Source organism: Marinobacter sp. bablab_jr008 (assembly GCF_016464145.1).
Taxonomy (GTDB): domain Bacteria; phylum Pseudomonadota; class Gammaproteobacteria; order Pseudomonadales; family Oleiphilaceae; genus Marinobacter; species Marinobacter nauticus.
The window spans coordinates 36265-48706 of sequence record NZ_JACDWW010000085.1 but is presented as its reverse complement, the minus strand read 5'-3'; the positions used below and the strand labels follow the sequence as shown (position 1 = coordinate 48706).

Genomic DNA, 12442 nt, shown 5'->3' with positions numbered 1-12442 from the left:
GGTTACCGGTAGCGGCTCTGATCCAGCGTACTGAGCCGGTCCGGATGGAATACCATCAGGCCAGTGACAAAGGTGCCGTTGATGAAACCCTCCGGAATCATGAACAGCGGCAGATACCTCAGATACTCATGCACCAGTTCATCAAAACTGTAGGTACCGCTGCTCCATAGCATCAGGCACATCACCATGCCCGCCGCGGCAACCGACAGACCGGCTCCAAAAAAACCACAGAAGAAGATGTAGGCGAAGAAGTTACGGAAATTGCGCCGCCGTTCCCACAACATGATGCCATGGCTGACCAGGGCTGGCACCATCACCGTAATCAGGCCGTTAGCGGCAAACATCAGTAGCGGCTCGCGCCCGGTGATGACGGTGATCACCAGGGCCAGCAGGCCCGCCAGCACGGCCAGAGCCCAACCCAGCATCAGGGTAATCACCGTGATGCCAAAGATGTGAATCGCCAATCCTGGTGAAATACCTGCCCGTAACTGCCAGACAAAACCCAGAATCACCGCAGCACCAAAAAACGAATGCTGCAGAGCGTTATCCTTGCGCAAGGCGGACCAGTCGACAGAACGCACCGCGTTTAACAGGATCACCGCAAACAACACGGCGGTGATCAGCCATTGACTGGTGGAGAGCAGGTTGTCGGTCATTCCCATGGCGTTTTACCGGTGCGGGTGCGATTGGAAATAGGGGGCAGTGTCTACACATACCCCATACACCGTCAATGGGATCACACCGTTCAGATCAAGCCGCCAACGCCGCCCGGTCCGTGAGCGCCTGCCAGGCTTCATAAGTGCTCAGGAAGATGCGTCCGCCTAGGTGTTCCAGCAACTCCGTGCCTTTGAGCCGGTCCATGACCGGGCCCTTGATTTCCGAGAAATGCAGACGCACCCCGGCGTCGCGCAGCCGTTCGTTAATCGCTTCCAGGCTTTCCAGGGCTGAGGCATCAATCAGGTTCACCGCCGGGCACACCAGCACCAGATCGGTCAGCTCCGGCTCCCGGGTAACCAGATCCATCACGGTTTCTTCAAGGAAACGGGCATTGGCGAAATACAGGCTTTCATCCACCCGCAGGAAGGTAACCTTGGGGCAAAGTTCCACCTCATGGCGCAACACGTTGCGGAAATGCTCGGTGCCCGGCACCCGGCCCACCACCGCACTGTGGGGGCGACTGGTGCGGTACAGGAACAGACCGATCGATAACGCCACCCCGGCAATGATACCGGCCTCGACACTGTGAGCGAGCGTGAGCAGGATGGTCGCCAGCATGGCCCCGAAATCGGTACGGGAATAGCGGAAGGTGCGGCCCAGGGCAGGCAGATCAATCAGGGTGATCACCGCCACAATAATGGTCGCCGCCAGCGTCGCCTGGGGCAGCCAGGCTATCGCCGGCGTGAGGAACAGGGTCGCCAGGGCAATGCCCACCGCCGTGTAGGCACCGGCGGCCGGTGTTTCTGCGCCGGCATCGAAGTTCACCACCGAACGGGAAAAGCCACCGGTAACCGGCATACCGCCCGACAGGCCGGACCCCAGGTTGGCGGTCCCCAGACCAATCAGCTCCTGGTCCGGGTCAATGCGCTGGCGCCGTTTGGCCGCCAGGGTCTGACCCACGGAAACCGATTCCACGAAACCCACCACACTGATCAGCAAGGCGCTGACCGCCAGTTGGGACCACAGGCCAAGATCCAGACTGGGCATGGTGAAGGCAGGCAATCCTGACGGTACCTCACCGACCAGTCGCACGCCCTGCTCATCAAGCCGCAATACCCAGGCAACCAGAGTCGTGATCAGCACCGCCAGAATGGGCGCGGTCTTGGTCAGGATATCGGCCGCCCGGGGCGCCAGGCCAAATCGATGCAGTACCGGTTTCAGGTACCGGCGCGACCACAACAGGAACATCAAGGCCCCGCCCCCGATCAACAGCGTGGGCACGTTGGTATTGCCCAGGGAAACCAGTAACGAGTGACCAATATCCAGCAAGTTGTGGCCATTGGCCTGGATACCGAACAAGTGCTTGAGCTGGCTGGCGGCAATGACAATGCCCGAGGCGGTAATAAACCCGGATATCACCGGATGGCTCAGGAAGTTAGCCAGGAATCCCAGCCGCAGCACCCCCATCAAGGTCAGCATCAGGCCAGACATCACCGCCAGCAAGATAGCTCCAGCCAGATACTCAGCAGTGCCCGCCTCGGCCAGTGGCGCCAGAGCAGCCGCCGTCATCAGCGAGGCCACCGCCACCGGGCCAACAGAGAGGGTGCGACTGGTTCCGAACACCGCATAGATCACCAGTGGCAGGATGCTGGCGTACAACCCGACCTGCGCCGGGAGGCCTGCCAGCAGAGCGTAGGCCAGGGACTGCGGAATCAGCATAACGGTGACAATGACGGCAGCCACCAGATCACTGGTGGCCTGGTCACGACCGTAGGATGGCGCCCATTGCAGAATGGGCAGATAGCGTTTCAGATTCATGCGCGGCTCAGAACAGGTTGACCGGTACCTTCAGGTACACCTGGCCGTTGTCTTCTGCAGGCGGCATATGGCCCGCCCGCATATTCACCTGCACCGACGGCAGGATAAGTCTCGGCATATCCAGCGTTGCGTCCCGCTCGGTGCGCATCTTCACGAACTGCTCTTCCGACACACCATCGTGCACGTGCACATTGGCCCGGCGCTGCTCGGCCACGGTGGTCATGTGCTGGTATTCATCACGGTCAGGAGCCTTGTAATCATGGCACAGGAAGATGCGAGTCTCCGGCGGCAACGCCAGAACTTTCTGGATGGACTGATACAGAACCCGGGCATCTCCGCCCGGGAAATCACAGCGGGCCGTGCCGTAATCCGGCATAAACAGGGTATCGCCCACAAATGCGGCGTCGCCAATCACATAGGTGAGGCAGGCCGGTGTATGGCCGGGCGTATGTAGCACACTGCCTTCGAGGCTGCCGATCGCAAAGGTGTCGCCTTCCTCAAAGAGCCGGTCAAACTGACTGCCATCGCGGGCAAACTCGGTACCGGCGTTAAAGGCCTTGCCGAAAATTTCCTGTACCTGAATGATTTTTGCCCCGATACCGGTTTTGCCTCCGAGCTTGTCATGCAGGTAGGGAGCTGCTGACAGGTGATCCGCATGTACGTGAGTTTCCAGAATCCATTCCACGGTCAGATCGTTCGCCTGGATGTACTGAATAATCTCGTCGGCCGAGCGCACATCGGTGCGGCCAGCGGCATAATCGAAATCCAGCACCGAATCCAGAATCGCACAAGCCCGGCTGCCGGGATCGCGCACGACATAACTGAAGGTGTTAGTGGGTTCGTCGAAAAAATGCTGAACGATGGGCTGAGTCATGGTGTTCACCTTTGAAGTCGCCAGTTCTTTAATTTGATCTAAGGATATACTGAAACGATATATAAGGTGAAATGCTGTTTTCTTATATGCGCGATAATCCCGATGCATCAACCAGGCAATCCCGGCCCCCATCTTTGGCCTGGTACAGCCTATCATCTGCCCTGGCAATCATTGCCTCCGGGGTGGCCGGCTCGTCTGTCAGCTCCGACACGCACACCGCCCCGGCGCTGACCGTAATGCTCAATGCCTTGCCGTCGACCAACCATTCCTCCTCCCTTACTGCTTCCATGATTCGCATCACCAGGGCTTGCACATCCCTCTCGGTTACTCCGGTAAAGACCACCAGAAATTCCTCACCCCCGAAGCGGGACACTACATCGGTGGTTCTGGTGTGGGCGAGCAGGAGGTCGGTAAATCGCATCAGTACCTGATCGCCTGCCAGGTGGCCCAGGCTGTCGTTTATCCGTTTGAAGTGATCAATATCGAACATGGCCAGGCAGAAACGGTCACCATGGCGATTGCTGGCAGCAAGGATCTCGTCCAGCCGGGGCATCAGGTAACGACGGTTATGCAGTCCAGTCAGGGGATCACGAATCGACTGGTTAAGCAGGTCCTCTTCCAGCCGGTTGCGTTCCAACGCACCGGACAGCAGACCAGAGACAATAATCAACAGATCCGCCATATCCCGCCGCCAACTCCGCCGGGATAACGAATCCACACCAAAGAAGCCCATCACCTGGCCGCGGATCCGGACAGGGACGCAGAACATGGAACTGACTCCCTGCTGCTCCAGCAATGCCCGCTCATTTGCGGCCTCAGGCGGCAAATCCGCAGTATCCTCAATGAACACCACCTTGCTCTGGGCCTCCATCAGGCGAATCTGTTGCTGCCACCAGCGGAAATCGTCAATCGGCACCGCCTGCTGATCCGCCATCAACGATGGCACACCCGGGGCACACCATTCGTGGGTATTGGTCATGGTGGCAAAGTCCGGCGAAAAGGCATAGACGTAGGCGCGATCAACGCTGAAGAAGGCGCCGATGGATCTGAGCAACTCATCAATGCAGTCGTCGATGGAGCCAAATCCGAGATGAATGAACTCACTGGAAAGCCGGGCAATCAGCTTCTGGAAACCCGCCTGGAACGAGAATTCCGCTTCACTATCCCGAAGATGCTGCTCCAGCTCCTTGTAGTGCTGAATGTTGTGGAACTGGCCATACCAGAGGGTGCTGCCGTCCGATTGCCGCTCCGGCACGGAATGGGCTTCGTACCATTGGTACTCGCCATTCTTCATCCTCAGCCGGGCGCGGTAACACCAGGGTTGCAGCGTTCGCACCGAGTGCAGGATGCTCTCACCTACTCCGGCCGCATCGTCAGGATGAATGACCCGGAAAACCGCATCGGCATTTTCCCGGAGCTTTTGCGGCTCGACGCCGAACAGTTCTTTTACCTGGTCGCTGACGTAGGGATAGCGGTGTGACTGATGATCGGCACTGAGCCAATAGGTAAACAGCACGCCCGGCACGCCGGATGCCAGCTTCTGAAAAAACCGGGCCGACAGGCCCTCTGGCTGCTCATCGTCGGGCTGGCTCGCCATAAATGGCCGGTCTCCCTGCTATTGTCTACACTAGGTTCTTTTAGTGTAGTCCAGCCCGACAGTCGCGGCGAATGCTCTTCAAAGACTGTCCAGGCGGGCCTTTGCTTCTGCCTTACGGCCGGCATCCGCCACTTCACGACCAGGTCTCGACGGGGCTGCCAACACTTTTTCAAGATAGACCCGGGCCCGTTGCGACTCGTTCTGTTGTGCCAGAAAATCACCGAAGAAATAATTGGCATCGATACCGTCCGGGTTGATTGCCAGCGATTTCTGAAGGTACTTCCGGGCCATCTCATCATCCCCGAACCCCAGCGGCCAGCCCGGCACCTGATAATACAGGCTACCCAGCGAGGTATAGGCTGAGCCATCCAGCGCATCCGGAGCGATCTTCAGGGCCGCTTCCAGGGAGGCCCGGGCCTCTTTCACCAGCCCCAGCGCACCCAGGCCGCCTTTGGCACCGGCGTAGGTGCTGAGCACAATACCCTGCCAGATCAGCGGTTCGGCACGGCCCGGATAATCAGCGACAAAGGTCTCGGCCTCTTTGGCCAGTGACTCAAATGCCTTTTCCTTATCATCGTCTGGCAACTGATACTGGATCTGCGCCCAGCGTTGCTGGATTTGGGCCAGTTCCGCCTGCATGTCCTGAGCCCAGAGGGGCATGGCCATGACCCCCGCCAACACCATTACGATCCACTTCATGACACCACTCCTGAATCCAGAAAGCGCCGGATCACCGGCAGCTGTTTTAACATCGCTTTATCCACAAGCTTCGGCAGGATGCCGTTGATCACCACAAACAGTTTTTCCGGCCAGCCGAGAAACCGCCGGCGTTCATCTTTTTCCATCGCCTGATGAATCTGGGCTGCGACAGCTTCCGGTGCGTCCATGGCATTGCCCAGGGCACGGTTCAGCTCGTTCACCGGCGCCGGGTTCATAGCCGTGGCCGTGGCTCTGGGCGCTACGTACACCACCTGCACCGGGGTGTCCGCCAGCTCCCGGCGCAGGGCTTCGCTGAATCCGCGCAGGCCGAACTTGCTGGCGCAATAGGCGGTGTAGCCGGGAAACCCGATGCTGCCGAAGGTGGACCCCACCAACACCAGGGCGCCCACGCCCGCTTTACGGAAACGAGGCACAAAATGCCGGGCCACCAGCATGGCGGAACGCAGATTGACCATAAGCTGGGCATCCAGGTCACTGATCGCCATGGCATCCAGCGCCGCAAACCGGTTCTGGCCGGCGCAATGAATCACGCCATCAATATCGGGATACACCTCACTCAACTGTTGAAGCTGTCGATCCAGCTCCGGGCTGGCCAGCTCCAGGTGTACCGGAGAAACGCCGGCGCGCTTTTCCAGCCGCTCCGGATGCCGGGTCGCAACGATCACCCGGGCACCGCATTCCACCAACGGCCCGATCAGGGCCTGGCCAATGCCACCGGTACCACCCAGCAGCAGGAAGGTACGGTCATGCAGCCTCATGACGTTGCTCCTTGCCATGGGCCCGCAGCGGAATACTGTGAAGCATATCGCCGTACAGGCGATACACCATGCGCGCAGCCTCGATGATGGCCTGCTGGTCCTCCGGATCGGTGATGTCGTTCATCAGGTTGCGGAAGAACTCGAAGTGGTCCTGATCCAGGGCGCCGTGAGAGTAAAGATAACTGAACGCCTGATTGGGCAGGCCCAGCTGTTTCTGGATGGCTTCACCCAGGGGCGTGGCCAGCTCAATGGAGGTGCCCTCCAGCACCTGAACCATGCCAAAAAAAGCCGCCGGGTTACCCCGCTGGATGCGGTCATACAGGTAGGCCACCATCAACTCGATGGAGGTATCGGGCTGGCCATGACGAATGGCTTCCTTGTCTTCACCGCAGGCTTCAAGGTCGTTGAGAATCCACTCGTGGTGGCCGTATTCTTCCTCGATGTATTCCACCAGTGCCTTGCGCACGAATTCCAGCCGTTCGGGCAGCCGGCCACCACAGGCCATCATCAGTGGCACGGTGTGCTTCACGTGGTGATAGGCCTGGGTCAGGAACCAGGTGTAACCCTCAAGATCAAAGCGACCCTCGCGGATAGCCTGAATCACCGGGGCTCCGGTGACATGGGCCCGGGCCTGTTCAGTTTCGGATTGCAGTCGGTCAAAAAATGCCATGTTGGAGTCTCCTGGCGTTGGCTGTCGGATAGAAGTGCCCGCAGGCACTGAGAGATTCATGAATAAGGGAAAGGATTCGGCCATGAGCCTGGGCAGGTCCGCCTGAATCTGGTGCCGCACCGGGCGACCGTTGGCCGTGATGTGGCCCTCGGCCTGGGTCAGCCGTTGCCGGCGCAGGTACACGGCCTGCAAGCGGGCATAATCCGGCAATCCGGCATTCAGCAACGTCAGGGCCGCACGTATATCGTCAGGGCTTCGGTTATCGGTGATCACCACCAACGCACCGGGTTGCGGCTCACCATCGCCAAATACCACGGCCTGAGCAGCCCCTAATGCCTGGACCAGTTCACTTTCCAGCCATTCCGGGCTGATGTTCCGACCAAAGCTGGTAATCAACAGGTTCTTGGCCCGACCGTTGACGGTCAGAAAGCCCTCTGTGTCCTGGTCGCCCAGATCGCCGGTGTCGAGCCAGTCATCGGCTTGCGGCTCATCACCGAGATATCCCAGATGGGTATTGCCCCGGACCAGAATCCGGTGCTCGTTATCCACCTTTACCTGAACATGCCCCAGGGGGAGGCCCACCGAGCCTTCACGTTCCGCTCCGGGCACGTTCAGCGCCACCACCGAGCCACATTCGGACAGGCCGTAGCCCTCGTACAGAGGCAACCCGATCGACCGTCCACGGGCCAACAGGTCCGGCGATACCCGGCCGCCGCCGACCGCCAGGAAGCGAAACGAATCCGTTGTCAGCAATCCCTGCTCGCCGGCATTGACCAGCGCCATCGCCAGCTCAGGCACCAGAATCACGGAATGGGGTTGATGCCGGTTCAGGCCGGCCACCAGCTGGCCGAGATCGAGGCCACTGCTGCCGGTCATGCCCAGGGTCTGCAACGGGGCAACCGTCACCGCGGCGCCCATCAGCAGGGGCAGGTAAACCCCGGCAATGTTCTCCAGCAGGGTTGCCAGCGGCAGAATGCACAGGTGTCGCTCCAGCTCCACACCTTCCAGCCGCTGCTGCAGCGCACCGGCGGTCGCCGCCAGCTGCTGCGCCGACAGGCACACGCCCTTGGGGGTACCAGTACTGCCGGAGGTGAAGGTAATCTTGGCGGTGTGTTCCGGCATCCAGGAGGCAGCAGGGGACACCGGCAAATGTCTCAACCAGACGCCATGACCGATCATCTCCGCCTGTTCTGCTTCGCCACTGAATACCAGGGCATCCAGCCCGGCCCGCTGAATCAGGTGCTCGGTCTGGCTTCTGGAAAAAAACACCGGCACCGGTACACACACCACGTCCGCCATCAGACAAGCCAGGTCCGCAACCACCCAGGCCGGGGTGTTGTCGCCACACAGGCCGATGCGTTTCACGCCCAGGCTCCGCAACTGCTCGGCCACCAACTGCGCCGCCCGCCATAGCTGCTGATAACTGAAACTGGCGTCTGGCCCCTGCAGTGCAATGCGCTCCGGATGTTGCCGGACCCGCTGAGACAGGAGATCAGGCAAGGCGGCCATAGGCACCTCCCAAGTCCGCCTGCGGTTTATCCTCGACCGCAACAACCGGCTGCACCAGCTTCAGCAAGCCGGCGGCGCGCAAGGCCGCCATACCATCAGCGACCTTGATGGTCATCACCACCGGATGATGGTCGTAATAGCGACCCCAACCTGCGCCGCCATCCGGCAATTTTGAAGGGTCGGCATCCGCCAGCACCTGCGTGGCGATGCCGAGCCGATGGAAACTGTTGCGCAACTGGTCGGTACCGGTACACACCACCCAGTCATAGCCGGCAGCATCCAACCACACTGAGAGCGAGGCGAACAGATAGCGGCTGACCCCGGCTTCCACCCCGGCCAGGTGGGCAATTTCGGCAATACCGCTGCGTCTGGTTCCCGGTTCCGGCATCAGTGTTTGCACCGGCACCGACAGGTAATCCTCCAGAAAAAGCCGTTCCTGTTCCGCATTGCGCACGCCAACGGCGGCCAGCAGCGTTCCCTGAGCGGTTGTCAGGGCCAGAAGCCGTGGAATACGCAGGGAAGGCTCGGCCCCGTACGCGTGGAGGAAGCGGCGCCGAATGAAATCCGACACCGTGTGGGCCAATGGCGTATTGGACTGGATTTCGCAAAACCACCGGCCAGCACAACGGACGGCCGGAACCAACTCCCCGGAATCCGGAGGACAACAGGTCGACATTGTTAACGGATCAGTCATGGCTGCCTTCTCTCTGCTTGCTTTTCCTGGCCCAGACGGACGCAGGGTCATGGCTGACAGATTAGAAAGGCTGGCTTAAACCAGTCTTAAGCCGGCACCACAGAAACCTTAAGAGCGCCTTAAGGTTTCTGTGCCTGCACGGTTAAGGCTCACTTAAGAAAGGAGGGGTAGATTGCGGCCAACCTCGGGGCTATCCCGAAAACAATCGACACAGACGCAAACACCTATGCCCAAAGCTCGCCATTTTTTTCAACGCCGACTTGCCCGTTTCCTTGCAGCCGGCGGACTGGCCACGCTGTTGCATTGGCTGATGATGGGCCTGCTGGTTCAGGCCGGGCTTGACCCCAGGCTAGCAACAGCAACCGGAGCCACGGCCGGACTGGTTTTCAACTACGTGGCCCAGCATCAGTACGCGTTTGCCTCGAACCTACCGCACCGAGTCGCGATGCCACGATACCTGGCGGCAGCCAGTCTGGGCTGGACCCTGAACCTTTTCAGCTTCTCCGTTCTCAGCCTGGCTGGCCTCAAAGTCCTGTCAGCACAGTTCCTGGCCACGGCACTCGTCACGGTTGCCAATTACTTCTTTGCCAAGAGGTTTGTTTTCCATGAAAAAACAACGCTCAAGCTCCCCTGAACCTATGCTGAGCATAGTTATTCCGGTCCACAACGAGGCTGAAGTGCTCCCGGCCCTGCTGGCTCGACTCTGGACAACCGGGCAAAAGCTCGACGGCAGCTTTGAGCTGCTGTTTGTCGACGACGGCAGTCGGGATGATTCGGTCGCCATTCTGATGGCCGCCAGACAACGGCAGCCAGAAATCCGTGTCTTGCAGTTATCCCGAAACTTTGGCAAGGAGGCAGCAGTCTCGGCCGGCCTGGAGCACGCCCGCGGCGAGGCCGTGGTGCTGATGGATGCAGACCTTCAGGATCCCCCCGAACTGATTCCCGACATGCTTGCCGAATGGCGCAAAGGGGCCGATGTCGTGCTGATGAAACGCCGATCCCGGGCCGGCGAAAGCTGGCTTAAACGCATCACGGCAAGCCTGTTCTATCGTCTGATCAATCGGATCAGCGATTCTCCTATTCCGGTCGATACCGGCGACTTCCGGCTGATGAGCCGGCGCACGGTCGAGGCCTTGAACCGGCTTCCGGAACGCAACCGTTACCTCAAGGGCATGTTTGCCTGGGTCGGTATGCCCACCGTAACCCTGGAATTCGATCGCGACCCCCGAATCGCAGGCAGCACCAAGTGGAACTACCTGAAACTCGTACACCTGGCCATGGAAGGCATCACCTCCTTTTCGACCCGACCGCTGCGACTGGCCCTTGTGCTGGGCCTGCTGGCGGCGGGCGCCGGAGGAGCGGTGGGTCTGTGGGAGGTAATCCGGGCACTGGTCTTCGGCATTTCAACACCGGGGTATGCCTCCCTGATCGCCATGGTCACCTTCCTGTCCGGCGTCCAGCTTCTGTGTGTCGGCTTGCTGGGGGAATACATCGGGCGCATCTATATGGAAACCAAGCAACGCCCGGTCTTTATCGTGGCGGAAGACAGCCATGAAGCCATGGCTTACGCACAACCCCTGCTGAGAGTGGCCGGACATGACCAGAATCAGTAACACCTTGCTCTGGCTGCTGGTCTCGGTGCTTGCCGCCAGGCTCGGCCTGTCTGCCTTGTTGCCGTTCGCGGACACCACCGAGCCCCGCTACGCGGAGATGGCGCGGATCATGGCGGAAACCGGCGACTGGATAACCCCCTGGTTCGATATTGGTGTGCCTTTCTGGGGCAAGCCGCCCCTGTCGTTCTGGACTCAGGCACTGTCGTTCAAGCTGTTCGGCGTCAGCGAATTCGCCGGCCGACTGCCCTCCTGGCTGGCCAATGTCGGCATCGTCTGGCTGGTCTACAACCTGCGTCGCTACCTGCACCCCGACCCGCTCGGCCACGGAGCCAAAACTCAAGGGCTCTGGGCTGCGTTAATCTACGCCACTACGGCATTGGGCTTTCTGTCTGCCGGCACGGTAATGACGGATTCATTCCTGGCCCTTGGCACCAGCCTGACACTGGTGAGCCTGATCATTCGCCTGCAGGGGGGGCCGCCGCTCTGGGGCTGGCTGTTCTTCATCGGCCTGGCTACTGGCCTGCTGGCCAAGGGACCACTGGTTCTGGTGCTTGCTGGCCTGCCGGTGTTCCTCTGGGCGCTCGCCTTCAATCGTTGGCAGACCCTCTGGCACAGTTTGCCCTGGGTGCGCGGACTGGCCCTGACCCTGCTGATTGCAGCCCCCTGGTATGTTCTGGCAGAGCTAAAGACACCTGGTTTCCTGGATTACTTCATTGTCGGTGAGCACATCAAGCGTTTTGTGGTCAGCGGCTGGCAGGGTGACCTTTACGGCAGTGCCCATGATTTCCCCCGGGGCACGATCTGGCTCTATCTTGTGCTTGCCAGCATGCCCTGGGGGCTTGTCGCGGTGGCTGGCGTGCTTCGCAACCACTGGTGCGGCGCCTTCCAGCTGCAGCAATGGCATACTGGCGAACAACATGTCAGCGCGCTGGTACTCCTGGCCGCGGTGACACCGGCCGTGTTCTTTACCCTAGCCGGTAACATACTCTGGACCTATGTGCTGCCTGGTCTGCCATTTGTTGCCGCGCTCAGCTCCGGGCTACTGATGCCAGACATCGGCCGACGCTTGAAGCGTTCCTCAGTGGCCGCCACCCTTTTCATCCCCGTGCTTGGCTCACTTGCCAGCGGCTGGGTGAGCCTTCATCCGGAGCTGCTGAGAACGGAACGGGAGCTGGTGATGACCGCCAGTCAACTGGCCGGGCGTTCATCGGCCAGGCTTGTGTACACCGGCGAACCGCCATTTTCGGCCAGGTTTTACAGCGCAGGCAGAGCCGATAGCATTGACGTGGAAAGTCTTCGTCTTCAGCTCGCGAATGGAACTCTGCGGCGACCTTTGGCGGTGGCCGTGGGAAAAAACCAGCATGACTTACTTGGCCAGTTGCAGCAGATTACCGATCCGGTCGACGAAAACCGGCGTTACAAGCTGTTCCTGCTGGAACCGATGACCAACAATACGGCTGGGAACAGTAATTCGGACCGCAAATTGCCCGCATTCCATTACACTGAAAAACACCAGCAACCTTTGAGCTAAA

Annotated in this window: 11 protein-coding genes; 3 read left to right on the top strand and 8 right to left on the bottom strand. The window is 59.9% G+C overall.

Going from position 1 to position 12442, the window contains the following annotated elements; all coding sequences use genetic code 11:
- Positions 1-2 precede the first annotated feature (2 nt).
- The 8 genes from JIF53_RS17215 to JIF53_RS17180 form a co-directional block, all read right to left on the bottom strand.
- Positions 3-662 (bottom strand): energy-coupling factor ABC transporter permease, encoded by a 660-nt coding sequence (locus JIF53_RS17215; RefSeq protein WP_114434334.1) that lies wholly within the window; start codon positions 660-662, stop codon positions 3-5.
- Positions 663-750: 88 nt separating this feature from the next.
- Positions 751-2475 (bottom strand): SulP family inorganic anion transporter, encoded by a 1725-nt coding sequence (locus JIF53_RS17210; protein WP_199453595.1) that lies wholly within the window; start codon positions 2473-2475, stop codon positions 751-753.
- 7 nt (positions 2476-2482) lie between these two features.
- Positions 2483-3349, bottom strand: a complete 867-nt coding sequence (locus JIF53_RS17205) for an MBL fold metallo-hydrolase (RefSeq protein ID WP_199453593.1) — start codon at positions 3347-3349, stop codon at positions 2483-2485.
- An 82-nt stretch (positions 3350-3431) separates the two neighbouring features.
- Positions 3432-4946: a diguanylate cyclase gene (locus tag JIF53_RS17200; RefSeq protein ID WP_199453591.1), complete on the bottom strand. Its 1515-nt coding sequence runs from the start codon at positions 4944-4946 to the stop codon at positions 3432-3434.
- 78 nt (positions 4947-5024) lie between these two features.
- On the bottom strand, positions 5025-5645 hold the full coding sequence (locus JIF53_RS17195; RefSeq protein ID WP_199453588.1) for a hypothetical protein: 621 nt from the start codon (positions 5643-5645) through the stop codon (positions 5025-5027).
- A complete protein-coding gene (locus JIF53_RS17190; protein ID WP_199453586.1) occupies positions 5642-6424 on the bottom strand; it encodes an SDR family oxidoreductase in 783 nt (260 codons plus the stop codon). The genes JIF53_RS17195 and JIF53_RS17190 overlap by 4 nt, the downstream gene beginning before the upstream one ends.
- Positions 6411-8603: an AMP-binding protein gene (locus tag JIF53_RS17185; protein ID WP_199453584.1), complete on the bottom strand. Its 2193-nt coding sequence runs from the start codon at positions 8601-8603 to the stop codon at positions 6411-6413. Before JIF53_RS17185 ends, JIF53_RS17190 begins: the two co-directional genes overlap by 14 nt.
- The gene (locus JIF53_RS17180; protein ID WP_181861270.1) at positions 8587-9297 is read right to left on the bottom strand and encodes a thermostable hemolysin; all 711 of its coding nucleotides are present in this window, start codon (positions 9295-9297) and stop codon (positions 8587-8589) included. The genes JIF53_RS17185 and JIF53_RS17180 overlap by 17 nt, the downstream gene beginning before the upstream one ends.
- 226 nt (positions 9298-9523) lie before the next feature.
- Here JIF53_RS17180 and JIF53_RS17175 point away from each other — a divergent pair, with 226 nt between their 5' ends.
- The 3 genes from JIF53_RS17175 to JIF53_RS17165 are packed head-to-tail and all read left to right on the top strand — an operon-like array spanning position 9524 to position 12441.
- Entirely contained in the window at positions 9524-9931 is a 408-nt protein-coding gene (locus tag JIF53_RS17175) for a GtrA family protein (RefSeq protein WP_011783843.1), read from the top strand.
- Positions 9932-9935: 4 nt separating this feature from the next.
- Positions 9936-10910, top strand: coding sequence for a glycosyltransferase family 2 protein (locus JIF53_RS17170; protein WP_266096873.1), 975 nt, complete (start codon positions 9936-9938; stop codon positions 10908-10910).
- A complete protein-coding gene (locus JIF53_RS17165) occupies positions 10894-12441 on the top strand; it encodes an ArnT family glycosyltransferase (protein WP_199453580.1) in 1548 nt (515 codons plus the stop codon). Before JIF53_RS17170 ends, JIF53_RS17165 begins: the two co-directional genes overlap by 17 nt.
- The last annotated feature ends 1 nt before the right edge of the window (position 12442 follow it).

Coding starts and splice junctions, on each gene's coding strand:
- JIF53_RS17210 (WP_199453595.1), bottom strand. CDS start 2,475: ATGAATCTGAAACGCTATCTGCCCATTCTGCAATGGGCGCCATCCTAC.
- JIF53_RS17190 (WP_199453586.1), bottom strand. CDS start 6,424: ATGAGGCTGCATGACCGTACCTTCCTGCTGCTGGGTGGTACCGGTGGC.
- JIF53_RS17215 (WP_114434334.1), bottom strand. CDS start 662: ATGGGAATGACCGACAACCTGCTCTCCACCAGTCAATGGCTGATCACC.
- JIF53_RS17165 (WP_199453580.1), top strand. CDS start 10,894: ATGACCAGAATCAGTAACACCTTGCTCTGGCTGCTGGTCTCGGTGCTT.
- JIF53_RS17195 (WP_199453588.1), bottom strand. CDS start 5,645: ATGAAGTGGATCGTAATGGTGTTGGCGGGGGTCATGGCCATGCCCCTC.
- JIF53_RS17205 (WP_199453593.1), bottom strand. CDS start 3,349: ATGACTCAGCCCATCGTTCAGCATTTTTTCGACGAACCCACTAACACC.
- JIF53_RS17175 (WP_011783843.1), top strand. CDS start 9,524: ATGCCCAAAGCTCGCCATTTTTTTCAACGCCGACTTGCCCGTTTCCTT.
- JIF53_RS17185 (WP_199453584.1), bottom strand. CDS start 8,603: ATGGCCGCCTTGCCTGATCTCCTGTCTCAGCGGGTCCGGCAACATCCG.
- JIF53_RS17180 (WP_181861270.1), bottom strand. CDS start 9,297: ATGACTGATCCGTTAACAATGTCGACCTGTTGTCCTCCGGATTCCGGG.
- JIF53_RS17170 (WP_266096873.1), top strand. CDS start 9,936: ATGCTGAGCATAGTTATTCCGGTCCACAACGAGGCTGAAGTGCTCCCG.
- JIF53_RS17200 (WP_199453591.1), bottom strand. CDS start 4,946: ATGGCGAGCCAGCCCGACGATGAGCAGCCAGAGGGCCTGTCGGCCCGG.